This is a genomic window from Thalassococcus arenae (genome assembly GCF_019104745.1).
GTDB classification, from domain to species: Bacteria; Pseudomonadota; Alphaproteobacteria; order Rhodobacterales; family Rhodobacteraceae; genus Thalassococcus_B; species Thalassococcus_B arenae.
Genome location: NZ_JAHRWL010000002.1, coordinates 662,370 through 687,696, shown reverse-complemented (window position 1 = coordinate 687,696; position 25,327 = coordinate 662,370). Strand labels below are relative to the sequence as shown.

At 65.0% G+C, this 25,327-nt stretch carries 26 protein-coding genes and 2 tRNA genes; 10 read left to right on the top strand and 18 right to left on the bottom strand.

Features of this window, described 5'->3' with window-relative positions; translation table 11 throughout:
* Window positions 1-4: 4 nt before the first annotated feature.
* The gene (rnd, locus tag KUH32_RS14630; protein WP_217779338.1) at window positions 5-1,168 is read left to right on the top strand and encodes a ribonuclease D; all 1,164 of its coding nucleotides are present in this window, start codon (window positions 5-7) and stop codon (window positions 1,166-1,168) included.
* On the opposite strand, the gene KUH32_RS14625 is transcribed toward rnd, so the two are convergent.
* Window positions 1,165-1,674: a hypothetical protein gene (locus tag KUH32_RS14625; RefSeq protein ID WP_217779337.1), complete on the bottom strand. Its 510-nt coding sequence runs from the start codon at window positions 1,672-1,674 to the stop codon at window positions 1,165-1,167. The two genes, rnd and KUH32_RS14625, sit on opposite strands and share 4 nt — an antisense overlap.
* 122 nt (window positions 1,675-1,796) lie before the next feature.
* Between KUH32_RS14625 and KUH32_RS14620 the strand changes: the two genes are divergently transcribed.
* Window positions 1,797-2,210, top strand: coding sequence for a SufE family protein (locus KUH32_RS14620; protein WP_217779336.1), 414 nt, complete (start codon window positions 1,797-1,799; stop codon window positions 2,208-2,210).
* A 99-nt stretch (window positions 2,211-2,309) separates the two neighbouring features.
* On the opposite strand, the gene KUH32_RS14615 is transcribed toward KUH32_RS14620, so the two are convergent.
* The gene (locus tag KUH32_RS14615; protein ID WP_217779335.1) at window positions 2,310-2,708 is read right to left on the bottom strand and encodes a hypothetical protein; all 399 of its coding nucleotides are present in this window, start codon (window positions 2,706-2,708) and stop codon (window positions 2,310-2,312) included.
* Window positions 2,705-3,226, bottom strand: coding sequence for a phage virion morphogenesis protein (locus tag KUH32_RS14610; RefSeq protein WP_217779334.1), 522 nt, complete (start codon window positions 3,224-3,226; stop codon window positions 2,705-2,707). The genes KUH32_RS14615 and KUH32_RS14610 overlap by 4 nt, the downstream gene beginning before the upstream one ends.
* Window positions 3,227-3,242: 16 nt before the next feature.
* Between KUH32_RS14610 and KUH32_RS14605 the strand changes: the two genes are divergently transcribed.
* Window positions 3,243-3,322 (top strand) — tRNA-OTHER (locus KUH32_RS14605).
* Window positions 3,323-3,959: 637 nt separating this feature from the next.
* Here the strand turns inward: KUH32_RS14605 and KUH32_RS14600 are convergent.
* The 8 genes from KUH32_RS14600 to KUH32_RS14565 all read right to left on the bottom strand — a co-directional run bounded on the left by KUH32_RS14600 (window position 3,960) and on the right by KUH32_RS14565 (window position 10,515).
* A complete protein-coding gene (locus KUH32_RS14600; RefSeq protein ID WP_217779333.1) occupies window positions 3,960-4,886 on the bottom strand; it encodes a phage protease in 927 nt (308 codons plus the stop codon).
* Between the two features lie 2 nt (window positions 4,887-4,888).
* Complete coding sequence (locus KUH32_RS14595; RefSeq protein WP_217779332.1) at window positions 4,889-5,317, bottom strand: hypothetical protein; 429 nt, start codon at window positions 5,315-5,317, stop codon at window positions 4,889-4,891.
* Window positions 5,318-5,331: 14 nt separating this feature from the next.
* Window positions 5,332-6,231: a Mu-like prophage major head subunit gpT family protein gene (locus KUH32_RS14590; RefSeq protein ID WP_217779331.1), complete on the bottom strand. Its 900-nt coding sequence runs from the start codon at window positions 6,229-6,231 to the stop codon at window positions 5,332-5,334.
* 338 nt (window positions 6,232-6,569) lie between these two features.
* Window positions 6,570-6,980 (bottom strand): regulatory protein GemA, encoded by a 411-nt coding sequence (locus KUH32_RS14585; RefSeq protein ID WP_217779330.1) that lies wholly within the window; start codon window positions 6,978-6,980, stop codon window positions 6,570-6,572.
* On the bottom strand, window positions 6,977-7,366 hold the full coding sequence (locus tag KUH32_RS14580; RefSeq protein ID WP_217779329.1) for a hypothetical protein: 390 nt from the start codon (window positions 7,364-7,366) through the stop codon (window positions 6,977-6,979). The genes KUH32_RS14585 and KUH32_RS14580 overlap by 4 nt, the downstream gene beginning before the upstream one ends.
* Window positions 7,363-7,617, bottom strand: a complete 255-nt coding sequence (locus KUH32_RS14575) for a hypothetical protein (protein WP_217779328.1) — start codon at window positions 7,615-7,617, stop codon at window positions 7,363-7,365. The genes KUH32_RS14580 and KUH32_RS14575 overlap by 4 nt, the downstream gene beginning before the upstream one ends.
* A complete protein-coding gene (locus KUH32_RS14570; RefSeq protein ID WP_217779327.1) occupies window positions 7,617-8,387 on the bottom strand; it encodes an AAA family ATPase in 771 nt (256 codons plus the stop codon). The genes KUH32_RS14575 and KUH32_RS14570 overlap by 1 nt, the downstream gene beginning before the upstream one ends.
* A gap of 67 nt (window positions 8,388-8,454) precedes the next feature.
* A complete protein-coding gene (locus KUH32_RS14565) occupies window positions 8,455-10,515 on the bottom strand; it encodes a transposase domain-containing protein (protein WP_217779326.1) in 2,061 nt (686 codons plus the stop codon).
* A 158-nt stretch (window positions 10,516-10,673) separates the two neighbouring features.
* Between KUH32_RS14565 and KUH32_RS14560 the strand changes: the two genes are divergently transcribed.
* Window positions 10,674-11,150 carry a helix-turn-helix domain-containing protein gene (locus KUH32_RS14560; RefSeq protein WP_217779325.1) on the top strand — a complete coding sequence of 159 codons (477 nt, stop codon included), beginning with the start codon at window positions 10,674-10,676 and terminating at the stop codon, window positions 11,148-11,150.
* A gap of 228 nt (window positions 11,151-11,378) precedes the next feature.
* On the opposite strand, the gene trpE is transcribed toward KUH32_RS14560, so the two are convergent.
* From trpE to fabI, 7 genes are all read right to left on the bottom strand, one after another.
* Window positions 11,379-12,893 carry an anthranilate synthase component I gene (gene trpE / locus KUH32_RS14555; RefSeq protein WP_217779324.1) on the bottom strand — a complete coding sequence of 505 codons (1,515 nt, stop codon included), beginning with the start codon at window positions 12,891-12,893 and terminating at the stop codon, window positions 11,379-11,381.
* A gap of 4 nt (window positions 12,894-12,897) precedes the next feature.
* Complete coding sequence (locus KUH32_RS14550; protein WP_217779323.1) at window positions 12,898-14,745, bottom strand: peptidylprolyl isomerase; 1,848 nt, start codon at window positions 14,743-14,745, stop codon at window positions 12,898-12,900.
* A gap of 31 nt (window positions 14,746-14,776) precedes the next feature.
* A complete protein-coding gene (locus tag KUH32_RS14545) occupies window positions 14,777-15,973 on the bottom strand; it encodes an aminotransferase (protein ID WP_217779322.1) in 1,197 nt (398 codons plus the stop codon).
* 125 nt (window positions 15,974-16,098) lie between these two features.
* Window positions 16,099-16,620: a xanthine phosphoribosyltransferase gene (gene gpt, locus KUH32_RS14540; protein ID WP_217779321.1), complete on the bottom strand. Its 522-nt coding sequence runs from the start codon at window positions 16,618-16,620 to the stop codon at window positions 16,099-16,101.
* 12 nt (window positions 16,621-16,632) lie between these two features.
* Window positions 16,633-17,244, bottom strand: coding sequence for a LysE family translocator (locus tag KUH32_RS14535; RefSeq protein ID WP_217779320.1), 612 nt, complete (start codon window positions 17,242-17,244; stop codon window positions 16,633-16,635).
* Between the two features lies 1 nt (window position 17,245).
* Entirely contained in the window at window positions 17,246-17,848 is a 603-nt protein-coding gene (locus KUH32_RS14530; RefSeq protein WP_217779319.1) for a LysE family translocator, read from the bottom strand.
* 6 nt (window positions 17,849-17,854) lie between these two features.
* Window positions 17,855-18,661, bottom strand: a complete 807-nt coding sequence (gene fabI / locus KUH32_RS14525; protein WP_217779318.1) for an enoyl-ACP reductase FabI — start codon at window positions 18,659-18,661, stop codon at window positions 17,855-17,857.
* Window positions 18,662-18,763: 102 nt separating this feature from the next.
* Between fabI and pdxH the strand changes: the two genes are divergently transcribed.
* The 6 genes from pdxH to KUH32_RS14495 all read left to right on the top strand — a co-directional run bounded on the left by pdxH (window position 18,764) and on the right by KUH32_RS14495 (window position 25,236).
* On the top strand, window positions 18,764-19,369 hold the full coding sequence (pdxH, locus tag KUH32_RS14520; RefSeq protein WP_217779317.1) for a pyridoxamine 5'-phosphate oxidase: 606 nt from the start codon (window positions 18,764-18,766) through the stop codon (window positions 19,367-19,369).
* Between the two features lie 129 nt (window positions 19,370-19,498).
* A complete protein-coding gene (locus tag KUH32_RS14515) occupies window positions 19,499-20,029 on the top strand; it encodes a cold-shock protein (protein WP_217779316.1) in 531 nt (176 codons plus the stop codon).
* Window positions 20,002-20,466 carry a DUF192 domain-containing protein gene (locus KUH32_RS14510; protein WP_217779315.1) on the top strand — a complete coding sequence of 155 codons (465 nt, stop codon included), beginning with the start codon at window positions 20,002-20,004 and terminating at the stop codon, window positions 20,464-20,466. Before KUH32_RS14515 ends, KUH32_RS14510 begins: the two co-directional genes overlap by 28 nt.
* Before the next feature lie 48 nt (window positions 20,467-20,514).
* A tRNA-Pro gene (locus KUH32_RS14505) sits at window positions 20,515-20,591 on the top strand.
* A 22-nt stretch (window positions 20,592-20,613) separates the two neighbouring features.
* The gene (locus tag KUH32_RS14500; protein ID WP_217779314.1) at window positions 20,614-21,024 is read left to right on the top strand and encodes a GFA family protein; all 411 of its coding nucleotides are present in this window, start codon (window positions 20,614-20,616) and stop codon (window positions 21,022-21,024) included.
* Between the two features lie 528 nt (window positions 21,025-21,552).
* Window positions 21,553-25,236: a vitamin B12-dependent ribonucleotide reductase gene (locus tag KUH32_RS14495; RefSeq protein ID WP_217779313.1), complete on the top strand. Its 3,684-nt coding sequence runs from the start codon at window positions 21,553-21,555 to the stop codon at window positions 25,234-25,236.
* The last annotated feature ends 91 nt before the right edge of the window (window positions 25,237-25,327 follow it).

Sequence of the window (25,327 nt, the reverse complement as noted above, 5' to 3'; positions counted from 1 at the left end):
CCCGATGCAGACCCTGACGACGACCGAAGAGCTGGCGGCGTTCTGTGACCGGGCCAGGGACGTGCCATATGTCACGGTCGATACCGAGTTCCTGCGCGAACGCACCTATTATTCCAAGCTCTGCCTGGTCCAGCTGGCCCTGCCGGGGTCCGGCGACGGCGACGCGGTTCTGGTCGACCCTCTGGCGGATGGGCTGTCGCTCGACCCGCTGATCGCGCTGTTCCGCAATCGCGACGTGGTCAAGGTGTTCCATGCCGCCCGCCAGGATCTCGAAATCTTTTACATCGACCACGGCGTGATCCCCGAACCGCTGTTCGACACCCAGGTCGCGGCGATGGTCTGCGGCTTCGGCGACCAGGTGGGCTATGAGACGCTGGTCAAACGCATCGCCAAGGCGCAGCTCGACAAATCCTCGCGCTTTACCGACTGGTCGCGCCGGCCGCTCACCGATGCCCAAAAGACCTATGCGCTGGCCGACGTGACGCATCTGCGGCTGATCTACGAGTTTCTCAGCGACAAGCTGCACCAATCGGGCCGCGACCACTGGGTCGCCGAGGAACTCGCCACCCTGACCGATCCCGAGACCTACATCACCCGCCCCGAAGAGGCGTGGATGCGGATCAAGACGCGATCGTCCTCGCCGCGTTTCCTCGCCATCGTGCGCGAACTGGCCGCGTTCCGGGAAACCCATGCGCAATCGCGCAACATCCCGCGCAACCGCGTGTTCAAGGACGATGCCCTGGTCGAACTGGCCTCGACGAAACCGGCGACGATGAACGATCTCGGCCGCTCGCGGCTGCTGCTGCGCGAGGCCCGGCGCGGCGATATCGCCGACGGTATCCTGGCCGCGATCAAGGCCGGTATGGACTGTCCCAAGGACAAGCTGCCGGTGGCGCCCGCCGACAAGGGCAAGCAACAGGTCAATCCGGCTCTGGCCGATCTGCTGCGCGTGCTGCTCAAGGCCAAGACGGAAAATGCCGGGGTCGCGTCGAAACTGATCGCGCCATCCGCCGACCTCGACGCCATCGCCGCCGGACAGCGCGACGTGCCGGCCCTGACGGGCTGGCGCCGCGAAGTGTTCGGCGACGATGCGCTTCGGTTGTGCCGTGGCGAAATCGCGCTGGCCGCGAAAGGCAACCGCGTCGAGGTGATCGAGGTGCGCGCCTAGCGCCGCGTGACGCGGGCGTTGGACGCGCCGGCCACCCGGATCGCACGGATGCCGGCCAGGTCCTGGTCGGTCAGCCACAAGGCCGCGGTCACCGTCCGTGCGTTCGGGCCGGTATCGCGGGGCCCGGCCTGTTGCAGGGCGTTCAGCGTGTAGGACAGTGTGCCGGCCTCGCCGGCTTGTTCATCTTCGATCAGTCGCACGTCGAAGGGCCCAACCCTTTCGGCGACCCCCGTCACCCGCAGGATCGCGCCGCCCGGTCGGCGTTCGATCAAGAGTTCGGTGATTTCGGCAACCGGGCGCCCGCGATAGGCATCGTCCTGTTCGTCCCGGAACAGGCTGGCGCGGCGGCGCGGGATCAGCGGGTTCACGGTGCCGGTCCCGTCGGTGACCGCCTCGGGCTGACTGCGCCCGAACCAGTTGAACGGGTTCAGCCGCGAGTCGCGGACCGAACCGCAGCTGGTCAGGATGAAGGCAGCCAGGATCAGCGTGGCGGTCATTCGGAACATGCGCGGCCCCCTTGCCGGAAATTTCCCTTGGCGTAGCGCATCGCAGCGCCGATGAAAAGCGCCAAGGGGTGCTGGACCATCGCCGCCACGGCGACTAGATCGAAGACAAAGGAGATGACGCGATGGCCCAGGCAAGGTTCGAAGAGGTGGTCGAGGATTTCGAGTTTCTCGAGGACTGGGAAGACCGCTACCGCATGGTGATCGAGATGGGCAAGGCGATGCCGCCGATGCCGGACGCGCTCAAGGTGCCCGCCACCAAGGTCGAGGGCTGCGCCAGCCAGGTCTGGCTGCACATGCATCCCCAGGACGGGGCCTTTCATTTCCAGGGCGACAGCGACGCGATGATCGTGCGCGGGCTGATCGCGCTGCTGCACCGCCTGTATGACGGGCTGCCGCTGACGCAGGTTCCCGCCGTCGATGCCCGCGCCGAACTCGGTCGCCTGGGCCTTCACGATCACCTGTCGGCGCAGCGCTCGAACGGCTTGCGGGCGATGATCGAACGGATCCGGAACGAGGCGCGGGCGGTGGCCGGGTAAGTATGGGGGCGCTGCCCCCGTCGCCGCTGTTAGTTTTCACCGGGTTTGATACCCCCGTTTCACCGGGTTTGATACCGGAAGACAGTCGAAGAGGGTCTCCTATCCCGGATGGGAATTCGGCTTGGCGCGGCGACGGTGGCGGTTCCACCAGTCGTTGATCGCGGTCTTTCGCACCCGGCGAGCGTCGGGAAATACTTCGGCTACCGCGTCTTCGAGCTGGGGAAAGGTCAGGTGGTCTATCCGGGCGAGGATGAAGGCGCGCAACTCGGGGTCCGCGTCGATCTTGGCGGGGCGACCAGGACGGTGCGCCCGGCGATGTTCGGCGGCGGCAGACGACACCTTGGCGCCGGTCTGAAACGGGGTTTGAACGCCGTCTTCAACCGACCGTTCCAGGCAGGTTTGAACGTGGGCGAGGATGCCACTTGCATCCCGGCAAAGCTGCGCCGCCTCGCTCAGCGACTTGCGCAGGTTCGCGATGCTTGGCGGGCTGTCGGTCATTGGCCCACCGCCTCGCGCAGGTAATTTTCGATTGTTTGCAATATTGCATTTTCGTCCTCGGGACCGATGCCCAGGAACGGCCGCGCCGGGATGTCGCCCCAGGGAATGGACATGAAGAAGTCCCGGCCGTTCTTGTCCTTGCCGATGCGGGCACCGAATTCGCCCTGCTTCGCACCGAAATGCATGACCGCTGCATATATCGCGTCCGATCCCCAATCGACGCCATCTGGCCGAGCCTGATGGTTGATGTTGTCCATCAACCTGCTGGACGTGCCAATCAGCGGGTTCATAGGGACCGACTCGCTCCCCTCTGTCCTGCGGTACTTTTCGATGGTCGCCATGGATTTGGGCGCCCAGGCGCTGCCATCGGGTGCCTGACCCTTAAGGAAGTTCGCCTTGGTTCTGGCCTCCATCAGCATGCCGATATCCTCGAACAGCGGCGTCATGTCTTCCAGCGCGTCGGCCGCTGCCGACAGCGCCACGGTGATCTCGTCGATCTGGATTTTTTCACGGATCATGGTTATGTTTCCTGTCGGCGTGGTGTGCCCCGATGGGTAAGGGGATTGGGCGTTTTGCCGCTCAATGGATGCTGGTTCAAGTCCAGCCCCACGTCGCTCAGACCATCAACTCGATCCAGCCGCATTGCGGTCCGGCGGCGTGGACCCGTCCGGTGGGATTTTCAAGGATCGGACCACAGTCGTGTAGCTGCATCGCACCGCCCGGCAAATCGACGCCCGGCTGCGGCCTTCGGCCGCGAGCGCGTGAATGAGCCAAACGCGCGGTACCGGAACATTGACCTGGTTCGAAGGCAGACGTCGGCCGAGCGCCCTCATCAGGTCGGGACCGATCATCGCTTCGACCTCGGACCTGCCCTTTGGGTCGTTCGGAAAGTAGAGCGACGGGGCACCGCCGAATTCCAGCAGAAACCGCAAGGCCAGTGCTGGCCCAAGAACCTCCACGTAGGGCGCGACATGTGCCGGCGGACGCGGATAGCGGATTGCAGGCGCGGGTGCCGTCGGATTATCGTCGCGATGCGGGTGTGACACGGTGATATTCTCGCGGCCGTAGCACGGCCTTTGGGTCGGAGCGCAATGCAGGGTTCCCGGGCAACCGGACGCGAGGCCCTGCCACCCGCACCCTATTCAAGTGCAGGCGCCCCGGTGGGATGGAGTAAGCCGGGACGCCTGCGGCCCGCGCGGGACAGGGCGCGGATCGAATGGGGCAGGACCGTTCAAGGACCGCCCCCATGGGTCAAGCGAAGCGTTCGGGCGACAGCCCCAGCTGTTCGCAAAGCAAAGCGACGGCCGGATCGTCGGCTTTCGCTTGGTCTTTGTCGGACGGTACGCCGCGCGCATGCGCAAAGCGCGTCCGGTCGGTCAGATGGCGGAACGGCGCCGGGCTGGCGGCGAGGAATTCGTCGAAACTGGCCTCGTCCGCAATGCAGAGTTCCAGCGCCCAGGACTTCGCTGCGGGCGTGATATGGCCATCCCGCAAGGCGGCGTCCACCTTTGCGCGAGCGCTGTTCTCGCTGGCCGCCTGGACGGTGGTGCGCGTCTTGGCCATGGCTTCCTGGTAGGCCTTCATCGGCACGTAGTCACGCGGGTTCGGCTTGGCGTCCTTCGTCGCTTCGAGCCTGGATTTGAACGCGCTCAGGATCGCGGTTTCGTCCGCGTCGCCCTCGATGTCGAGGAGATCGGCGAGCTGCGCCATGAATTCGGTCGGGTCCATCCTGTTCTCCTCGCTGGCCAGGGCGGTGATATGCAGCGCCGGGTTGTGGACCAGCCCGGCACCCTTGATCTTGACGAGACGGCCCGTGTCCTTCTCCACCATCATGGACGGGCTCAGGAAACGGTATTCGCGGGCGCGGATCAGGGCGCGGGCGCGGTCGGTCCAGTCCACGCGGCCCCAGATGCCATCCGCGCGCACCGCGAGTTCCTTGATCGAGCCTGCCGCCGGGACCGGACCCGAAAGCTTGGCTTCGGGCTTTTCGTTCTGGTGTTCGTAATCGACCGGGAGTTCGATCCCGCCCGCCCTGAAGGTCGCCAGAACCGCTTCGGGCTTGTCGTTGACGAAACGCCGACCGTCGCGCGCGGTGACCTTGCCCGCCGGTACGAGCTGCACCCAGTCCGGGGCATCCGGTAAGGCGTGGTCGAAAGCGACGGAAATCGTGTCCGACATGGTCAGACCGCGCGCGCGAGAGCGGCGTCGAACCGAACCCACACGCCTTCGCTGGTGGCTTCATCGACCACACCCGCTTTCGAACGGGTACCGGCCCCATCGCTGGCGGCGACCGTCTGGTCATCGACGATGTAGCAGGCCGCATCCTCGTCACCCGCCGCCACCGCGTCGCCCTCGGCATTGGCCATCAGGAACACGCCCGCGCGCCACTTGATGGTCGCATCGCCCGCTGCACCGCCGGTATTGTCCACCCCCTCTTCCGCGCGACCGACGCCGACACAGCCGGTCGCGGTTGCACCAGGGCGCAGCATGCCGTCCACGTCGCGCATCAGCATCGCCCCTTTGTGGATGCGCACGTTCGCCGCCACCGGCCCTTCGCGCATGTCGCCCAGGCGGGAAGGCGTGTTCCGATCTGTCGTCAGAGCTGCCATGTCCGGTCCTCCGCTCAGGCTTCGAGCCAGGGCGTGACGATCAAGTCAGCCGTGGCCTTGTAGGGGTTGGAACCGCCACCGTCCTTGGTTTCGGTGTTCAGCAGGTGCAGCGCGGCGTCTTCGAGCGCCGGGGGAACAACCAGGGCCGTGGGCTTGATGCCCAGCAAGCGGCCTTCGTCGCTACGGAAGTTCATCATCGCGGCGCGCGCCGCCGCATAGTTCGCCTCGGTCAGGTCGTTCACGCTGCCATAGCCGAGCTGCCAGAGGCCGAACCCGGCATTCACCCGCGCCCGGACGCCATAGAGGTATTCGTCGTTGATGAAGACGTTGGTATCATCGGCGCGGGTGAGCTGCGTGAATTCGTACTTCTCGCGTTCCTGCCAGATGATCGGCTTCACCGGTTTGGACGTGTCCAGCAGGAACCAGGCCGCGCCGCCGCCGGTGGCGTCCATGTTGCTGACCGTGACCGGGTTGCCGTCTTTGTCCTTCGACGGATGATCGGTATCGAAGAAGTTCTGACCGTCGAAACACTGCGTCTCGAACCCGGCCGCCAGGAGCGCGAAGATCAGCTCTTCCGGGTGCGTGCGCGCGCCCTGACCCATGAGCTGGAAGGCGGGCTTGAACACGCCGAGCTTGTCGTCGGAGATGTTGTCGCGCGGGATGGCCACCGTGCTTTCGAACTTCCGGTTCCGGATCGTGAACGCATGGGCCATCAGCCCCTTCACATGGCGCGGCCCGATCCATTCCCGCAATTGCGGCACCGCCCCGATCCACCCGTAGGTTTCCTCGCTGCCCGAGCTGGCGACCGTCATGGCGATCTTGTCCCAGTTCACTTCCGCCGCGAGATAGGCGTCGGTGTAGCTGGCCTTGAAACCCTTGTAGACCAGATCGAGGTTGCTTTCGTTGATCAGCATGAAGCCCTGTCCTTCGACTTGCGCCACGGCGATTGGTGGCAAGTATCTGGAAGGACCATGGCAAGAGCGGAAAACCCCGAACACCGGCACGGATGTGCGTGAGAACCGGAATTCGAGGGGAAAATCGGCGGATTGCGCGGACAAGTGCGCGCGGCTCCGACGCAAAGGGCCAAACGAGGCGATTTGAACCCCTTTTAAATACCCGTCTCGCGCTTTCTGGGGTCAGGGTGCCAATAGCGAAAGGGCCGCTCTGCGGGCCTCTCCGGGCGTCTCAGCGCCGGTCGTAAAAAGGGCGGTGCTCTCACACCGCCCCGTTCATCGCCGAGAGATGCACCAGGCTACGCGGCGCGGGCCTTCATCGCCTTCAGCGCGGCGATCATCTTCCCGGCCATTTCGGCGGTGACGAAGCGCAGGCTGGACACATGCCACTTGTTCGCCAGCCATTTCTTGAGCTCGTCTTCACCGGCCTGGCGCCGGGTGTATTCCGACCACAAGGCGCGGATCAGTTCGATCTGGGCAAAGCTCGCCATTCCGGGCCGGTCGCCATAGTCCTTGCCCTTCGCCGAAAGCGGGGTGAAGCCGCAATACTCGAAGAAGCCCATCATCGCGTCGAACCCGTCGCGGTCGAGGTCGTTGACGCTGGTGACGCCGGCGATCTGTGCCAGGGCCGGGCGAAGCTGATCCTCGGTCCAGCCGAGCTTGCGCGCCGCCACCCAGAACAGCTTGCGCTGGTTGTCGCTGATGCTCATTCCGCTGCCCCCCGGAGCCTTATCCCGAACATGGCCAGTACATCCCCGGCTTTTGCCTGGCGCTGTTCCAGGGCCAAGCCGAGAAGCCGAAGGGTCGCGCCCAGGCGGGCATCATTCGCCGAGAACGCGCCGTGGTCGATCCCGTCCGCCAGAAGGTCGAAGGCAGATGCCGCTTCCCAGAGATAGGCACCCACGTTGTCCGCCGCCGATGAAACCGCTGCGAATTCGTCCTTGGTGAAGTCCAGTTTGAGCCGATGCTGGACCGTCATGCCTTCAATCCTTCGCTTTGCCGCCTCCGCATGGTCTTCCTCGGCCGTCTTGCCTGGAACGTAGAGGGCGCGGCCCTCACGCGCGTTCTTCACACGATAATCTTCGTCCTTGCTCATTGCCTTGGACCTTTCTGCATGGATGCCGCCGCATGGATATGCGCCAACACGATCCGGTTGTTTGTTTCCGCCAGGTCGATGTCCGACTGGAAAAGCGCAACGATCCGGGCCAGCTCCGCACCGTCTTGCGGTGAGGCATCGGGTCTGCCGAGGATATCGCGTATCTCGCCCAACCAGGTATGGGCGACGGCCGGGAATTCCGTGAGCGCTTGCAGCGCTTGAAGGAAAGTGACGTCGGGAGCGTTCTGCATTACCCGTCCCCCCGCGCCGACAGACCCAGATAGAGCAACGCCGCCTTGACGTCCGCCGCCGCGATCCGGCGCCCTTCCGCGCGGATTTCCGCGTGTTGCAGGGTGCGCTTCACGTCCCCGATGCCACCGTGACGCTTGGCCATGGCTGCAAGGGCGTCGACCACGGCGCTATCGGTGACACCGCGCGAAGCGGCGAACATCGCCACGTCGGGCTTCGGAATGGAACGGATCTCGACCGGCCGAACCATGCGCCGCCGAAGCTGCGGAACCGAGCCAATCGCGTCTGCAAGCGACAGGTCGCCGCAAAACACCACGGAGAAGGAGCCTTCCTCCGCCATCGCGCGCAGCCATTCATAGGCGTCGAAGTTGAAACCGCCGCGAGGGTTGTAATTGGCCAGGTATTGCGCCTCGTCCAGGATCAGAACACGGCCAAACCCGATGGCCTCGGTGATCCGTTGACGGTCCTCGCGCATCCGGCGGCTGTTCGGCACACCCATCTCGAGGTGCTGCATCAGCGCTGCGGCAAGGTCCCAGATGCGCCCTTCACCCGCGACGATATCGAGCTTGATGGCCTCGGGGTTGTTCTGGATGAACCGCAGCAACGTTTCCGATTTGCCGCAGCCGGGAATGCCCGCGACCATGGTCAGAGTGCCGGGTTCGTCCGCCACGAGCTTGACCGACCGCAAGATGTCGGTCGCGGTCTGGGTCATGACCAGACCGGGCGCCTGGCGCGCCTCCGGGGGCTTGATGATATGCAGATGCTCTGCCATTCTTCTCTCCGCTTAGCTACGCGGGCTTTCGCCCGCTGGTGAATGGCCAGTGGCGTGTTGCAGCACGTCACTGGCCGCTAACAAGGCGCCCCGGGTCGAACCCGTGGGCACGGTCGAAATCCTTGATAACCCCGGACAACTCGTCTTCGGTTTGCGGTTCCGGCGCCTGCTCGCGAAGCGGAGCGCCGAACCGCCCGCCAACCACCTTGCTCGGCGCGGGCGGGGGCGTGTCGTCGGCCTTTGCCGCCGCATCCAGCGCAGCCATGGCGCGCGCATAGTCGGGGCCGTCCAGGTAGTCGTTGGCGTCCTCTGCCGCCTTGACCGCCTGCCGCGCCGCCTTGCGGTTGCGCGCCGCCTCGCGAATGCCGTCCGCGCTGTCGTAGGCACCGCGCTTCACGGGTTCGATCCCCCGGCAAATCAGGTTGCCGTTGTCGTCAAAGGCGATGGCTGGCGCGCTGAAATCGTCCGGGTCGCGGCCCAGCAGGATTTTCCGCCCGGTGTCGTGGAAGCGGATCAGCGCCTCTTGCGTCTCCGGCCCGCCATAATGCCAGCCATTGGCGGCCACACGCCCGGTGCGGTCCACCGCCACCGGCTTCCAGATCAGACCGGCGAGGTAGAGCTGTTCCGCGGTCGGACGCCGCACCGGGCGCCCAAGCGCCTCCCGTTGCGCCAGCCCGTCGCGCAGGATGGCGTCGTAGGACCGGCCGCGCGCGCCCTGGCTGCGCCGTCCGGTTTCCCGATTGTGGCGCCCGATTTCCCGTGCCAGAACCGCCTTCGCCGTCTCAACCGGAACCGGGACCACCTTGGGCGTCGGGCTGGCGCCCGGCGCGTGACCGGCATGGGCGCCCTTGAATTCCGGCCCATCGTCCACCGCCCGCGACAGCGTGGCGAATATCCGCTCCGCGATCTTGGCTTGTGCGTTTCCGGGCATGGCAAAGCGCAGCTTGATGCCCATGATCTGGCAAAGGCCCATCGGCTGGATGCCCTTCGGCGCGCCGTTGCGGAAGCGGTGCGGATTGCCGCCCGCCACCAGGTGCCCGGCAAAGGCCGAACCGTTGTCGGTATAGAGCGTGTCGAAGATCCCGTAGCGCTGACATACCCGCTTAACCAGGCGCACCGTCGCCGCCGCGTTTTCGGATGGGGCAAGCTCCCAGTCCAGCACCGTGTTCGAGGCCGCATCCACCAGGACCAGCAGGGTCGGCCGGGTCGGTTTCCCGTCGCCCCAATCGACCCAGAAATCCTGTGTCCGCCCGTCCAGAGAAACCTCTTGCAGCGCCAGCAGGCTTGTCTTGTCGCGCATAGCCGGAAGGCTCAGCCGCTTGGCCGTGTCGTCCTTGCCGAAACTCGCGGCAAGCTGTTGTGCCCCGCTCAGCGCAGCCCAACGCCTGTAGAAGGTCGGGTAGGACGGCACAGCCCACCCGGCGACCCGGCCCGCGTCCCGCACCCGCCGCCATGCCTCGATCAGGGGCCAGTCGGGTGCCGCGTCCCGGATCATCGTCAAGAAGAAACGCCACGCCTCCGGGCTCATGTCCGCGCGCTGCGCCGTGGCCTTGTAGACGTCCAGCAGTGCGGGCGCGTAGTTGATCGGATTGACCCCTTCAACACCCCGTTGAAACCGCTTCAAAGACGCCGTCGACGTGCCCTTGTCACCGAACTTCTCGCGCACCAGGGCGAACCGCTCACCCTCCTTCACGCCCTGCTCACGCAGCGCGGTCAGCAGCGTCGCGATGGCCGCTTTCCGCTCCGCCCGAGCCCGCGCCTTGGCAGGCTGCGCCATGAACGCCTCATGCGCCGCATCGTCCCGCGTGCCCGGCTCCAGGTGCAGATTGTCCAGCTCCCGATGCCACCAGGCGAGGCGCACGTCCTCGGGTAGATCGGAGAGGTTAAACAAGAACCGCTTGCCGCAAAGTTCGGTGTCAACTGACTTTGAGACCAGCCACTTACGGACACCCATGTGTGTATCCGGAACACCCTTCATCCCGATGATATCAGCGACGGCGAGCTTCACTTTTCGACGGCTTCCGCGAGGCTGAGGAAGCGCGTCAGGAGCGCTTGGCTTTTTGGTCCTTTGCGTTGACCAGAAAGCGCAGCGGAGACAGCGGAACGATGCAGCCGATGTTGCTTGCAAAGCGCATTGAGCGATGTGCCGTTGGCGACAAGTCGAGCCCGCACGGCTTTCAAATAATCGGGAGACGGTGTATCGCTTTGCAACATGACGCCCTCTTATCGACTGAGTGTGTCGCAATGCAACATCTATGACGCAATGCGTCATGTCAAGGACGTTCGATGGCAAAGGATGCGGAAGGTATCATTGTGGCGCTCAAGCGCCGCTTCCGAGTAGAGACCGACCAGGGCTTGGCGGACCGATTGAAACTCGGGCGGAGCACGGTAGCGAGCTGGCGAAGACGGGGCAGTGTTCCCGAGCGCTACGCACGGTTCGCAGATCGGACTGAATTTGACCTGTTTGGGCTCGGAGTTGGTGATTGGGATGCGCAAGAGCGTGCAGCTTCCGTGTTGGCGATGATGCGGATGCACAACGGCTATCTGAAGGAGATATCCAACTATCCCGATTTCCTGCGCAGAGGTGGGGGCATAATCTTCAACAGCTATACGCTTCATTTAGAGAACGCATTCCTTGACCTACAGAGCGCTATGGAAACGCAGGGCATCGATGACCCTTGGAAGTGTCTGAATTTGATGGTGTACCAAGAGTACTTTGAAGAGGGTCAGCCCATCGGCGCTGAGAAGCAAACCGGCAACTGAATTCGTTTCTGATCCGTGCAAAGCCCCACTGAAATCATTGACTTTTTTCGCCGAGAACCGCGCCAAAACCTGCCTTTCCGACCCGAAATCGCCCGAAAGGTATCAAACCCGGTGAAATGGCCCCTTCGCAACCCATTGAAAACGCGCGTTCTTTTTTTCAACAGGTATCAAACCCGGTGAAGGCGCTCATCCGGGACGGGGGCAGCGCCCCCCGAACACCCCTGGGGGTCAGCCGTTGCCGTCGCCGGTGAAGCGCGCCGCGTCGGCCGCCGCGCGGCGGATCGCGTTCGACTTGTGCACGGTTTCCTGGTACTCGGCCTCGGGGTCGCTGTCATAGACCACGCCGCCGCCGGCCTGGATGTAGAGCTTCTGGTCCTTGACGATGGCGGTGCGCAGGGCGATGCACATGTCCATGTCGCCGCCGGCGCTGAAATAGCCCACGCCGCCGCCATAGACGCCGCGCTTTTCCGGTTCCAGCTCGTCGATGATTTCCATCGCGCGCACCTTGGGCGCACCCGAAACCGTGCCCGCCGGCATGCCCGCGAAAAAGGCCGACAGAGCGTCCTGGTCGTCGGCCAGTTCGCCCACCACGTTCGACACGATATGCATCACGTGGCTGTAGCGTTCGATGATGAATTTCTCGGTCGGGCGCACGGTGCCGATCTTGCTGACGCGCCCGGCGTCGTTGCGGCCGAGATCGAGCAGCATCAGGTGTTCGGCCAGTTCCTTCTTGTCCGCCAGAAGATCGGCCTCGAGCGCGCGGTCCTCTTCGGCTGTGACGCCGCGCGGGCGGGTGCCCGCGATCGGCCGGATCGTGACTTCGCGGCCGAAGACGCGCACCAGGATTTCCGGGCTGGCGCCGATCACCTGGAACCCCCCGAAATTGAAGTAGAACATGAACGGAGACGGGTTCGTCCGCCGCAGTGAGCGGTAGAGCGAGAAAGGCGGCAGCGGGAAATCCTGGGTCCAGCGCTGCGACGGCACGACCTGAAAGATATCGCCGGCGCGGATGTATTCGCGCGCCGTCTCGACCGCCTGCTTGTAAGCCTCATGGGTGAAATTCGACACCGGCGGGCCGGCTTCATGCGCCTCGCCCAGCACGCGCGAGGCCTGGGGCAGGGCGCGTTCGAGATCGCGCACCGCGTCCATCACCCGTTCGGCCGCCTGGGCATAGGCCGCGCGCGCCGATTGCCCATCCTGCACCCAGGCCGGCGACACCACCGTCACCTCGCCCTTGACCCCGTCCAGCACCGCTACCACCGAAGGCCGCAGCATCACCGCGTCGGGCAGGCCCAGCGGGTCGGGATTGACGTTCGGCAGGCGTTCGACCAGCCGGATCATGTCATAGCCCAGATAGCCGAACAGACCCGCCGCCGCCTGCGGCAGGTCGTCGGGCAGTTCGATCCGGCTTTCGGCGATCAAGGCGCGCAGGGCGGTCAGGGGGTCGGCATCCTGCGGCTCGAAGGCGTCGGCATCGAACCGCGCCTGGCGGTTGATGCGGCTGGTGTCGCCGTGGCACTGCCAGATCAGGTCGGGCTTCATGCCGATGATCGAATAGCGCCCGCGCACCTCGCCGCCGGTGACCGATTCCAGCATGAAGGCGTCGCGTGCGGCCCCGGTCAGCTTGAGCATCAGCGACACCGGCGTATCGAGGTCGGCCGCCAGCCGCGCATAGACGACCTGGTTGCGCCCCGCTTCATAAGCCTTTGCAAAGGCGTCATATTCGGGGATCAATGCCGCCATCGGATCACTGGAAATTGGCGTGAACGGCGTTCAGCGCTTCCTGGTTGATGGTGACCCCGGCGCGGGACTGGATGTCGGAGGCCAGCGCACGGAACAGATCGTTCGCCACGTCCGAGACCGCCTGGTCCTGCACTGCGCCGGCGATCAGCTGTGCTTCCTCGCTGCTCATGTCGACCGCGATGATCTCGTCGAGCCGCAGCAGATAGGCGCCATCGGGCGTCGTCACCACCTGCACAGCGCCGGGTTCCATCTCGAATGCGGCGCGGCGCAACTCGGCCACCTGTCCGGTCAGCGCACCGTTGCGGGTGATCCCCGGCTCGCTCTGCACTGTCAGGCCAAGGGCTTCGAAGGTGCGGCCTTCGGCCAGTTGTGCCTGCAACGCCTCTCCGGCGGCGGCAAGCGCGGTCACGCGCTGTTCGGCGACCCAGCCTTGGCTGACCGCGTCAGCGACATCTTCGAAGGGGCGCGGCGCGGGCGGCTCGATACCATCAAGGCGGAGCGCGAAGATGCCGCCATCGCCCAGATCGTCGATCGCCGGGAAATCCTGCTCGGTGGCGGCAAGCGCCGCGCTGCGAAAGGCGTCGTAGCCCGCGATGTCCTGCTCGGACAGGTCGTTGAAATCGATCTGGCCCAGCCGCATGTCGGTTTCGGCCGCCAATTCCTCGAGCGTGGCGCCGGCGGCCAGTCGGTCATCGAAATCCTGGATCTGGGCATCGATCACCCGCCGCGCCCGGTCCATCGCCAACGCGTCGCGCAAGTCGGGCTCGGCCTCTTCGAAACTGGTGTTTTGCGACGGCAATACGGCATTCACACGGTAGAGCGCCGGGCCCAGCGAAGACGGCGCCGGTCCGGCGACGCTGCCGGGTTGCGCGGCAAAGACCAGCTCGGCGGCGGCACCCAGATCGTCGGCGGTCACGTCGCCCATGTCGGTATCGGCCAGCGCCAGCCCGCGTTCCGCGACCAGCGCCTCGAATGTCGCGTCGCCGCTGGCGATCCGGTCGGCCGCCGTCCGGGCGGCGGCATCGTCGGCAAAGACAAGGCGTTCGACCAGCCGCCGTTCGGGCAGGTTGAACTCGGCCCGGCGTTCGTCATAGGCCGCCCGCAACGCGGCCTGGTCCACCTCGACCTCGTCGACGATCATGTCCGGGGTCAACCAGGCATAGGTGATCAGCCGCGTCTCGGGGCGGGTGAAGCGGTCGATATTCGCCTCGTACCAGGCGGTCAGATCGGCGTCGGTGGGTTCGGGCAGCGGATCGGTCAGCAGATCGCCGGTCAGGGCGGCATAACTATAGGCGCGACGCTCGCCGATATGGGCCAGCAGCGTGTCGACATAGGTGTCGGGAAACGCGACACCGGCCACCACCGCGGCCTGCAACAGGGCCCGGCCGCTGTCGGCGCGCAGGTCTTCTTCGAACTCGGCTTCGCTCAGACCGGCATTCTGCAGGGCAAAGGCATAGGCCTCGCGGTTGAACTGGCCGTCCGAGCCGTTGAACGCGTCGATCTGGCGCAATTCCCGGGCCAGACGCTCATCGCCGATCGACAGGCCGATGCGTCTGGCCTCGTCATCCAGCGCCGTGGCCACGACGACCTGCGCCAGCACCTGGTCGGTCAGCCCGATGTCGCGGGCCTGCTGGAACGGCAGCGGCTGGCCGGTCTGCGCCTCGAAGGCGCGGATTTCGTTCTGCAGGGTGCGCGCGTAATCCTGCAACGGGATGTCGCTGTCGCCGACGCTGCCCACGCTGCGCACGGTGCCCGAGAAATTGGTCGCGCCGAACCCTGCCAGGCCGACGATCAACAGGCCCAGGATGATCCAGACAAAGGTCTTCGACAAACCGCCTTTTGCGCGTGCCATGGCCGCCTCTTTCGCTCGTGTCGGGGTGTGTCTACGCTGCAGGTTGACGACCCGCAAGGGGCCAGTCCAGCGCGGCGAGACGGTCGAACAGGGTGCCGATCTGCGTCGCGTCGATATTGGCGAAGGCAACACGCAATTCGCGGCGACCGGCCTCGGCACCCGCGGGGTGGAACATGGTTCCGGGCAAAAGCAGGATACCGGCCTCGCGCACCAGTTTCGGGGCCATCTCGGCGCTGGACATCGCAAAGGGATGTTCGAGATAGGCGAAATAGGCACCGGCCCCCGCCAGTCGCCAGCCCTTGACCGCGAGTTTCGGCATGTTGGCCGCGATCGCCGCGCGGCGGGCCAGGATCTCGTCGCGTTCTCCGGCCAGCCATTGCCGCAGGTTGCGCAAGCCCCAGAGCGCGGCGCGCTGGCCCAGCTGCGGCGGGCAGATCGCGATGGTGTCGAGGAATTTCTCGACCTCGGACAGCAGGTCCGGCGCGGCGACAAGCGCGCCGACGCGATGGCCGGTCAGGCGGAACGCCTTGGAGAAACTGTAAAGATGCACCAGCGTGTCGTCCCAGTCCGGATCGGCGAAAAGCGGATGGGTCGGCATGGGTCGCATGTCGAAATCCCGATATGTCTCGTCCAGCAGCAGTTTGATACGTTTTGCCCGGGCCAGGTCGCGGAAGGCGGCCAGTGTTTCGGCGGGGTATTCGACCCCGCCGGGGTTGTTGGGAGAGACCAGCGCAATGGCACGGGTGCGGTCGGTCACCAGCGCTTCGGCGGTTGCGACATCGGGGATCAGGTTGGCGTCCGTCGGCAGTGGCACGGCCGTCACGCCGGACATGTCCAGCCACATCTTGTGATTGAAATACCAGGGGGTTGGAAGGAGAACTTCATCTCCCTCGGTGCAGATCGCGGTGATCGCGGCGGCAAAGGCCTGGTTGCAGCCCGACGTGATGGCGACCTGTTCGGGCGCGATCGCACCGCCATATTGCGCCGACCATTGCGCGGCCAGTTCCCCGCGCAGGGCAGGCAGGCCCAGGACAGGGCCGTAAAGGTGGGTATCGGCGTCTTTCAACGCGTCGGCCATCGCCGCAAGCAGCGGTTCGGGTGGTGGTTCGACCGGGGCGGCCTGGCTGACGTTCAGCAGCGGCCGGTCGGGCGGAAAGGTCACCCCGTCAAGCCAGCGGCGGGCCTCCATGACCGGGGGCGGAAAGGTGGTTTGCGTTCTGCTGGTCATGGCTGTGATCCGATTGGGCGGCTGCGCCGCACAGGGTTTGATTTGCGTTCACGCAGATTGGGGGTGCTACCCCCAAACCCCCGAGATATTTTGAAACCGGAGAAGACGGGGGCGGGGTTCCGGGGTCAGTCGTCGCCGCGATAGGGTTTGACGTATTGCAGCGCCATGTCCCAGGGGAAGAAGATCCAGGTGTCCTGGCTGACCTCGGTGATGAAGGTCTCGACCTGCGGGCGGCCCATCGGCTTGGCGTAGACGGTGGCGACATGGGCCTTGGGGTAGAGGCTGCGCACCAGTTCCAGCGTCTTGCCGCTGTCCACGAGGTCGTCGACGATCAGGATACCTTCGCCATCGCCCATCAATGCCGGGTCCGGCGATTTCAGCACTTCGGCCTCGCGCCGCTGGTCGGCCTTGCCGCCACCGGAATGGTAGGATTTCACGCTGATCGTGTCGACGGTGCGGATGTCGAGCTCGCGCGCCACGATCATCGCCGGTGCCATGCCGCCACGGGTGATGGCGACCACGGCCTTCCAGGCGCCGTTATCCGGGCCCTGGCCCTGCAGGCGCCACGCCAGGGCGCGGGCATCGCGGTGCAGCTGGTCCCAGCTGACATGAAAGCCTTTTTCGTGAGGCAGGCGGGTGTCGGACATGGGCGGGTTCCTTTAGCTGAGCGCGATCTTGAGCCCGAAAAGCGCGATGAGGCTGCCGAAAGCACGGTCTATCCAGGCCTTGAGGCGGGCATAGGCGGTGCGGGCGCGGGGCAGCGAAAAGACCCGCGCCACCGCGAGATACCACAGGGTTTCGTTGAGAAAGATCACGCCGATCAGAGCGATACGCACAAGTGGCGGGGTCTCTGCAGGCACCAGCCCCACGAAGACCGCGCCGAAGAAAACCGCCGTCTTGGGGTTGCTGGCGAAGGTCAGGAAGCCAAGCCGTATCGCCGAAGCGGCACTGCGCGGCGCGGCGCCCTCGGTCGAAGGCAGGGGGTCGCGGGCATGACGCCACATCATGAAGGCGATGAAGAGCAGGAAGGCGGCCCCGCCGAACTTGAGCGCGGCGAACAGCGCCGGGACCAGCTCGAACAGCAGCGCCAGGCCGGCCATCGCGGTGGCGGCCCAAAGCGCCGCCCCCAGGCCGAAACCGATGGCCAGCGCGACAGCGGTGCCGAACCCTTCGGACACGGCGGTGCGGACGCAGACGACGAAGGAAGGGCCGGGCGACATCGCCGCAACCAGGTGGATCAGCCAGACCGAGGCGAAGGCGACAAGGCTCATCTCAGCGGTCCAGCAGCAGGCGCAAGCCAAGCGCAGCCAGGATCACGCCCGCGGCGCGGTCGAACCAGTGCTTGATCCGCAGGTAGCCCGCACGGGCGGGCGGCGTGGCCAGCATCGCCGCAAACAGGCCGTAGACGATCAGCTCGACCAGGAAATGGTTGAGAACGATCAGGGCCTTGCTGGCCAGACTTAACCCGGCGGGGAAAATCACGATCAGCACCGAACCGGCGAACAGGACCGATTTGGGGTTGGCGAGATTGACCAGCACGCCGCCCCAGAAGGCCTGCGCGCCGGGCCGGGCGCTGTCGCTGACCGGCTGGCGGGCATCGCGCCACAGCGTGTAGGCGATCCAGAGCAGGTAGAGCGCGCCCGCGATCTTGAGCGCGAGATAGGCCCAGGGCACGAGGCGGAACACCGCTTCGAGACCCAGCAGCGCCGCGCCGGTCCAGCAAGCCGCCATCAGCCCGAGCCCGGCCCCGGTCGCCACACCCGTGCGGAAGCCGCCCGCGATGGACTGGCGCAGCGCGAACAGGAAAGCCGGGCCGGGGGCCGCCATCGCGGCCAGCAGCGTGAGGTTGAAGGCCAGCAGGTGGGTCCAGTCCATGACCGGTCAGCCCTTGGTGATGTCGGGCGCGTCCACCGCCTTCATGCCGACGACATGGTAGCCGGCATCGACATGGTGGGTCTCGCCCGTCACGCCGGAGCCCAGGTCACTGAGCAGGTAAAGCGCGGATTTGCCCACATCCTCGATGGTCACGTTGCGGCGCAGCGGCGAATTGTATTCGTTCCACTTCATGATGTAGCGGAAATCGCCGATGCCGCTGGCGGCCAGCGTCTTGATCGGTCCGGCGCTGATGGCGTTGACGCGAATGCCGTCCTTGCCGAGATCCTCGGCCAGGTAGCGCACCGACGACTCCAGCGCCGCCTTGGCCACGCCCATGACGTTGTAATGCGGCATGATGCGTTCGGCGCCGTAATAGGTCAGCGTCAGGGCCGATCCGCCATTGGTCATCATCTTTTCGGCGCGCTGCATCACCGCGGTGAAGGAATAGACCGAGATGTCCATCGTCATCATGAAATTGTCGCGGCTGGTATCGACATAGCGACCGCGCAGTTCGTTCTTGTCGGAGAAGCCGATGGCGTGGACGATGAAATCCAGGTTGTCCCACCGGGCCTTGAGACCGTCGAACAAGGCGTCGATCGACGCGCCGTCGCCCACGTCGCAGGGCAGAACGATGTCCGAACCAAGCTGTGCGGCCAGCGGGTCGACGCGCTTTTTCAACGCCTCGCCCTGGTAGGAAAACGCCAGGTCGGCGCCGGCATCGCCGCAGGCCTTGGCGATACCCCAGGCGATCGACTTGTCATTGGCCAGGCCCATGATCAGCCCGCGTTTGCCCGCCATCAATCCGTTTGACATATGCGCCTCTCCGCCCAAATCCTGCGTTTAGCGACCATTAGGCGATCCCCCGCGGGCCATCAAGGCCGCAGCGCGGGGCGATCGCGGGCAACAGAGGCGGACATGACAGACAGAACCGGCATATTCGCGGGAGACGACCCGTTCGCCATCGCGCGCGCCTGGCTTGCCGAGGCCGAGCAGAGCGAACCCAACGATCCCAATGCCATCGCGCTGTCGACGGTGGATGCCGACGGGATGCCGAACGCCCGGATGGTGCTGCTCAAGGAGATCGAGGACGGCGCCTTTGTCTTCTACACCAACTATGGCAGCGCCAAGGCCCGCGAGATCGAGGGCGCCGGCAAGGCGGCGTTCGTCATGCACTGGAAATCGCTGCGCCGGCAGATCCGGGTGCGCGGCACTGTCACCCGCGAGGACGGGCCGCTGGCGGACGCCTATTTCGCCTCACGCTCGCTGAAAAGTCGCCTGGGCGCCTGGGCGTCGCATCAAAGCCGGCCGCTGTCGTCGCGTGCCGCGCTGATGGCCGAGGTCGCCAAGGTGACTGCGCTGCATGGCACCGCGCCGAAACGGCCGCCGTTCTGGGGCGGGTTCCGTATCGTGCCGGTCGAGATCGAGTTCTGGGCCGATGGCGCGTTTCGTCTGCACGACCGGTTCCGCTGGACCCGCCGCGACCGGGAAACGGCCTGGGAAATCGCCCGTCTCAGCCCGTGAATTTCACGCCACGTGAAATGAAGGCCTGTCCAGCTGACACAAAATCGGGCAAGCTGCGACTTGAAATCCCCGTCTTTCCTATCGCAGAAGTGATCCTTGGGGATATGCAAGTTGTGTTTTGGACAAGCAGTGAGACAGCAAGAAACAGACACCGAACGGTTGCATGGCAAGGTCAAATGGTTCGACCCTGTCAAGGGTTTCGGATTTGTCGTGGCGGAAGCCGGGGGTCCTGACATCCTGTTGCATGCCAACGTTCTGCGCAACTTCGGCCAGAGCTCGGTCGCGGATGGAGCGCGAATCGAGATTTCGGTCCAGCGCACAGAGCGGGGCGTGCAGGCAACCGAGGTTTTCCGCATCGACCCGCCGGAGGCCCCGGTGGGGGCGCCGCTGGCGGATTTCGAGGACATCGATCCGGAATTGATCCGGTCGGCCCCTCTGGAGCCGGCGCGGGTCAAGTGGTTCGACAAGGCCAAGGGCTTCGGGTTTGCCAACGTGTTCGGCAAACCGCAGGACGTCTTCATCCACATAGAGGTGCTGCGCCGGTCAGGCCTGTCCGACCTGCAACCGGGCGAGGCCCTGGCGATCCGGGTGATCGACGGCAAGCGTGGCCGCATGGCGACCGAGGTGAATGTATGGGAAGCCGGTTTGCCGCGCTCCTGATCGCGGCCGTATTCGCACCCGCCTCGGCCCTGGCCGCCTGCGATGCGGGCACGCTGTGGCTGCGCGGCGATTTCGGCAATGCGCGGTTCAACGTCACCGTCGCGGACGACGCCGGCGAACGGGCGCGCGGCTTGATGCATGTCGAGTCGATGCCAGCCAGCACGGGCATGCTGTTCGTCTACGAACGGCCGCAGCGCGTGGCGTTCTGGATGAAGGACACGCTGATCCCGCTGGACATGATCTTTGCCGACGAAAACGGCGTGGTGCGAAAGGTGCATCACCGCGCCGAGCCGGGCAGCTGGAAGTCGATCCCCGGCGGCGATGCAATCCAGTACGTGCTCGAGATCAATGGCGGATTGGCGCAACAGCTGGGGATCGCTGTGGGGACGCAGATGCAGCACCCCGCGATTGCCGATCCGGCCTGGCCCTGTCCCTGAGTTTGGCCTTTTCATCGCGGCACGACGCCGCTAAAGCATGATCCCTGTCGGGGCGTAGCGCAGCCTGGTAGCGCGTCTGTTTTGGGTACAGAAGGCCGTGAGTTCGAATCTCGCCGCCCCGACCACAGCAGCAGTGGAGGACTCCGGATGGAAGTCGACGGGCGCTGCCTTTGCGGTCAGATCACTTACGTTGCCGTCATCGACCCCGACCGCGTCGCGATCTGCCATTGCAGCGATTGCCAGATCAACTCCGGTTCGGCCTTCGGGGTGGTCGCCGCGGTGGTCGAGGGCCGGTTCACGCTGAAGACGGGGCGATTGGCGGAATACCGCAAGATCGCCGAAAGCGGCCGGGTTCGCGTATTGAGCTTCTGCCCCGATTGCGGCACCCGTATCCACGCGCATACCCCGGGAGACCCGGCGGCCTTTTTCGGCCTGCGCGCCGGGACGATCAACCAGCGGGCTGCGTTGACGCCGAGACTCCAGGTCTGGTGCCAGTCCGCACTGCCCTGGACCGCGGACATGACGGCCATACCGGCCCGGGCGCAGCAGGGGGATTGATCGCCACGACCGCCACGCAACCCGAGTCGCGCCTGCGCCGACTCGGCGTGTTACCCGCGCGTAGGGAGTACAATATGGGCTTTGCCGTGACCCGTGTGCCACGAGATGTTGGTAGCAGCCGCTTTGAAAGCCCTGTCGCACCCGAGTTCAGACAAGATCGCAACGCTTGTGGATAACTCTGCGGACAAAAACGTTTTTTCCATACCCCGCCGCAGACCTGTCATGCAGGCACCTTGGGGGTGAATCACGGGCCTGCCTACCGCGGGTTGTGGTAGGTGCCCAGGTCAACACCAAATATATGGCGAACTGTCTAAAAAATTCGTTGACCGACACAGACCGAATACGTCAGTTTGTGTGGGCCGAATGGAAGACCCACAAGATATAGTGGGCGGTTCGACAGGGGACAGAACACCAATTCCGCTAACCCTTGCGCGGAGGCCGTTCTCGGGAACGGGCGGTCAAGCTGTGTTTCCTGTTCGGACATCCGCCGGCACCGGTGTTTACAGTTTGGAGACGGGGCAGCACATCATGAAGATCGAACGGAAATACACCAAGGCCGGCGAAGACGCCTATGCAGGGATCGAATTCGTCAAGACCACCTCGGAGATCCGCAATCCCGATGGTACCACGGTGTTCAAGCTGGACGAACTGGAAGTGCCGGCAAGCTGGAGCCAGGTCGCATCCGATGTGATCGCCCAGAAGTATTTCCGCAAGGCCGGCGTGCCGACCGAACTGAAACCCGTCGCCGAGGACGACGTGCCCCAGTTCCTGTGGCGTTCCGAGGCGGCGACCGAGGACACCCCCCGCATCGGCGAGACCTCGTCCAAGCAGGTCTTCGATCGTCTTGCCGGGGCATGGGCCTACTGGGGTTGGAAGGGCGGCTATTTCACCACCGAAGAAGACGCGCGCGCCTATTACGATGAAATGCGCCACATGCTGGCCACGCAGACCGCCGCGCCGAATTCGCCCCAGTGGTTCAATACCGGCCTGCATTGGGCCTATGGCATCGACGGCCCCAGCCAGGGCCACCACTATGTCGATCACAAGACCGGCAAGCTGACCAAGTCGAAATCGGCCTACGAACACCCGCAGCCGCATGCCTGTTTCATCCAGTCGGTCAGCGACGACCTGGTCAACGAAGGCGGGATCATGGACCTGTGGGTCCGCGAGGCGCGGCTGTTCAAATACGGCTCGGGCACCGGCACGAACTTCTCCTCCCTGCGTGCCGAAGGGGAAAGCCTGTCGGGTGGCGGCAAGTCGTCGGGCCTGATGGGTTTTCTCAAGATCGGCGATCGCGCCGCCGGCGCCATCAAGTCGGGCGGCACCACGCGCCGCGCCGCCAAGATGGTGATCTGCGATGCCGACCATCCGGATATCGAGGAATTCATCAACTGGAAGGTCAAGGAAGAGCAGAAGGTGGCGAGCCTCGTCGCCGGGTCGAAGATGCACGAGAAGATGCTGAACGCGATCTTCGACGCGATCCGGGCCTTCGACGGCACCGAAGACGGCGCCTATGACCCCAAGGTCAACGAGGCGCTGAAAGCGGCGGTGCGCGCGGCCAAGGGCGCGATGATCCCCGAAACCTACATCAAGCGCGTGCTGGACTATGCGCGCCAGGGTTACGCCAGCATCGAATTCCCGACCTACGACACCGATTGGGACAGCGAAGCCTATGCCAGCGTGTCGGGGCAGAACTCGAACAATTCGATCCGCGTCACCGACGCCTTCCTCAAGGCGGTGCGCGAAGATGCCGACTGGGAGCTGATCCGCCGCACCGATGGCAAGGTCGCCAAGACCGTCAAGGCGCGCGACCTTTGGGAACAGGTGGGCCATGCCGCCTGGGCCTGCGCCGATCCCGGCATCCAGTTCCACGACACCGTCAATGCCTGGCATACCTGCCCGGAAGATGGCCAGATCCGCGGCTCGAATCCGTGCTCGGAGTACATGTTCCTGGACGACACCGCCTGCAACCTGGCGTCGATGAACCTGCTGACCTTCCTGCATGACGGCAAGTTCGACGCCGAGACCTACATGCACGCCACGCGGTTGTGGACCCTGACGCTGGAAATCAGCGTGACGATGGCGCAGTTCCCGTCCAAGGAAATCGCGCAGCTGTCCTACGACTTCCGAACCCTGGGCCTCGGCTATGCCAATATCGGCGGGCTGCTGATGAACATGGGCTATGGCTATGACAGCCCCGAGGGCCGGGCGCTGTGCGGCGCGCTGACCGCCATCATGACCGGCGTGGCCTATGCCACCTCGGCCGAGATCGCCGGCGAACTGGGCGCCTTCAAGGGCTACAAGAAGAACGCCAAGCACATGCTGCGAGTGATCCGCAACCACCGCAACGCCGCCTATGGCGCGACCAGCGGCTATGAGAACCTCGCGGTCAAGCCGGTGCCGCTGGACCACGCCAATTGCCCCGACACGACGCTGGTCGAACTGGCCATGTCGTCCTGGGACGAGGCCCTGCGCCTTGGCGAGCAGCACGGCTATCGCAACGCCCAGGCCACGGTGATCGCGCCCACCGGGACGATCGGCCTGGTGATGGATTGCGACACCACCGGGATCGAGCCGGACTTCGCGCTGGTCAAGTTCAAGAAGCTGGCCGGGGGCGGCTACTTCAAGATCATCAACCGCTCGGTGCCCGCGGCCCTGGCCAAGCTGGGCTATGGCAGCGCGCAGATCGAGGAGATCATCAGCTATGCCGTCGGCCACCAGACGCTGGGCAACGCGCCGGGCATCAACCACACGGCGCTGATCGGTCACGGCTTCGGCACCGCGCAGATCGAAAAGATCGAGGCCGCGCTGGCCACGGCTTTCGACATCCGCTTCGTGTTCAACCAGTGGACGCTGGGCGAGGCGTTCTGCAAGGACGTGCTGGGCATCCCGGCGGCCAAGCTGAACGACCCGACCTTCGACATGCTCAAGCACCTGGGCTTTGCCAAGGCCGATATCGACGCCGCCAACGACCATGTCTGCGGAACGATGACACTGGAAGGCGCGCCGCATCTGCGGGTGGAACACTACCCGATCTTCGATTGCGCCAATCCCTGCGGCAAGAAGGGCAAGCGCTTCCTGTCGGTCGACAGCCACATCCACATGATGGCGGCCGCGCAATCCTTCATCTCGGGTGCGATTTCCAAGACGATCAACATGCCCAACTCGGCCACGGTCGAGGATTGCCAGAAGGCCTACGAACTGTCGTGGTCGCTGGGCGTGAAGGCCAACGCGCTTTACCGCGACGGCTCCAAGCTCAGCCAGCCCCTGGCGGCGGCACTGGTCGAGGGCGACGACGACGCGGCCGATGTGCTGGAAAGCGGCACGATCACGGAAAAGGCGCAGGTGCTGGCCGAGAAGATCATCGAAAAGGTGGTGGTCAAGGAAATCGTCAAGTCGCACCGCGAAAAGATGCCCGAGCGCCGCAAGGGCTATACCCAGAAGGCGATCGTCGGCGGCCACAAGGTGTATCTGCGGACCGGCGAATACGAGGATGGCAGCCTTGGCGAGATCTTCATCGACATGCACAAGGAAGGCGCGGGCTTCCGCGCGATGATGAACAACTTCGCCATCGCGGTCAGTGTCGGCCTGCAATACGGCGTGCCGCTGGAGGAGTTCGTCGATGCCTTCACCTTCACCAAGTTCGAACCGGCGGGCATGGTGCAGGGCAATGACAGCATCAAGAACGCGACGTCGATCCTCGACTACATCTTCCGCGAACTGGCGGTGTCCTACCTGGACCGCACCGACCTGGCCCATGTGAAGCCCGAAGGCGCATCCTTCGACGATCTGGGCCGCGGCGAGGAAGAGGGCGTGTCCAACATCCGCGAGATGTCGGAAAGCGCCGCGTCGAAAAGCCTGGAAGTGCTGAAGCAGATCAGTTCGACCGGATATCTGCGCAAGCGTCTGCCGCAGGAACTGGTGGTGCTGCAGGGCGGCCAGGCCGGCGCGGTGGCGTTCAACGGCGCCGACCCGGTCGGAACGCTGAACACGCTGGTACCGGAAACCGCGATCGCGGCGGGCGGCGGCGGGGCCACGATGACGGTCAGCACCACGACGGCGACCTCGTCGATGGTCATGGATGCCGCCAGCAAGGCGCGCATGCAGGGCTACGAAGGCGAAGCCTGCGGCGAATGCGGCAACTACACGCTGGTGCGCAACGGCACCTGCATGAAGTGCAACACCTGCGGCGCGACGAGCGGGTGTAGCTGAACCAGATCGCGTCCGAGGGAGGGCGTGTAGGGGGGCCGGTCATGGCCGACAGGCCGGGCCCCCCGACGAAATACCGGGGCAGGGCGCGCGG

Bases quoted from the DNA above. Each gene is read 5' to 3' on its own strand.
- rnd (WP_217779338.1), top strand. From the start codon at position 5: ATGCAGACCCTGACGACGACCGAAGAGCTGGCGGCGTTCTGTGACCGG.
- KUH32_RS14625 (WP_217779337.1), bottom strand. From the start codon at position 1,674: ATGTTCCGAATGACCGCCACGCTGATCCTGGCTGCCTTCATCCTGACC.
- KUH32_RS14620 (WP_217779336.1), top strand. From the start codon at position 1,797: ATGGCCCAGGCAAGGTTCGAAGAGGTGGTCGAGGATTTCGAGTTTCTC.
- KUH32_RS14615 (WP_217779335.1), bottom strand. From the start codon at position 2,708: ATGACCGACAGCCCGCCAAGCATCGCGAACCTGCGCAAGTCGCTGAGC.
- KUH32_RS14610 (WP_217779334.1), bottom strand. From the start codon at position 3,226: ATGATCCGTGAAAAAATCCAGATCGACGAGATCACCGTGGCGCTGTCG.
- KUH32_RS14600 (WP_217779333.1), bottom strand. From the start codon at position 4,886: ATGTCGGACACGATTTCCGTCGCTTTCGACCACGCCTTACCGGATGCC.
- KUH32_RS14595 (WP_217779332.1), bottom strand. From the start codon at position 5,317: ATGGCAGCTCTGACGACAGATCGGAACACGCCTTCCCGCCTGGGCGAC.
- KUH32_RS14590 (WP_217779331.1), bottom strand. From the start codon at position 6,231: ATGCTGATCAACGAAAGCAACCTCGATCTGGTCTACAAGGGTTTCAAG.
- KUH32_RS14585 (WP_217779330.1), bottom strand. From the start codon at position 6,980: ATGAGCATCAGCGACAACCAGCGCAAGCTGTTCTGGGTGGCGGCGCGC.
- KUH32_RS14580 (WP_217779329.1), bottom strand. From the start codon at position 7,366: ATGAGCAAGGACGAAGATTATCGTGTGAAGAACGCGCGTGAGGGCCGC.
- KUH32_RS14575 (WP_217779328.1), bottom strand. From the start codon at position 7,617: ATGCAGAACGCTCCCGACGTCACTTTCCTTCAAGCGCTGCAAGCGCTC.
- KUH32_RS14570 (WP_217779327.1), bottom strand. From the start codon at position 8,387: ATGGCAGAGCATCTGCATATCATCAAGCCCCCGGAGGCGCGCCAGGCG.
- KUH32_RS14560 (WP_217779325.1), top strand. From the start codon at position 10,674: ATGGCAAAGGATGCGGAAGGTATCATTGTGGCGCTCAAGCGCCGCTTC.
- trpE (WP_217779324.1), bottom strand. From the start codon at position 12,893: ATGGCGGCATTGATCCCCGAATATGACGCCTTTGCAAAGGCTTATGAA.
- KUH32_RS14550 (WP_217779323.1), bottom strand. From the start codon at position 14,745: ATGGCACGCGCAAAAGGCGGTTTGTCGAAGACCTTTGTCTGGATCATC.
- KUH32_RS14545 (WP_217779322.1), bottom strand. From the start codon at position 15,973: ATGACCAGCAGAACGCAAACCACCTTTCCGCCCCCGGTCATGGAGGCC.
- gpt (WP_217779321.1), bottom strand. From the start codon at position 16,620: ATGTCCGACACCCGCCTGCCTCACGAAAAAGGCTTTCATGTCAGCTGG.
- KUH32_RS14535 (WP_217779320.1), bottom strand. From the start codon at position 17,244: ATGAGCCTTGTCGCCTTCGCCTCGGTCTGGCTGATCCACCTGGTTGCG.
- KUH32_RS14530 (WP_217779319.1), bottom strand. From the start codon at position 17,848: ATGGACTGGACCCACCTGCTGGCCTTCAACCTCACGCTGCTGGCCGCG.
- fabI (WP_217779318.1), bottom strand. From the start codon at position 18,661: ATGTCAAACGGATTGATGGCGGGCAAACGCGGGCTGATCATGGGCCTG.
- pdxH (WP_217779317.1), top strand. From the start codon at position 18,764: ATGACAGACAGAACCGGCATATTCGCGGGAGACGACCCGTTCGCCATC.
- KUH32_RS14510 (WP_217779315.1), top strand. From the start codon at position 20,002: ATGGGAAGCCGGTTTGCCGCGCTCCTGATCGCGGCCGTATTCGCACCC.
- KUH32_RS14500 (WP_217779314.1), top strand. From the start codon at position 20,614: ATGGAAGTCGACGGGCGCTGCCTTTGCGGTCAGATCACTTACGTTGCC.
- KUH32_RS14495 (WP_217779313.1), top strand. From the start codon at position 21,553: ATGAAGATCGAACGGAAATACACCAAGGCCGGCGAAGACGCCTATGCA.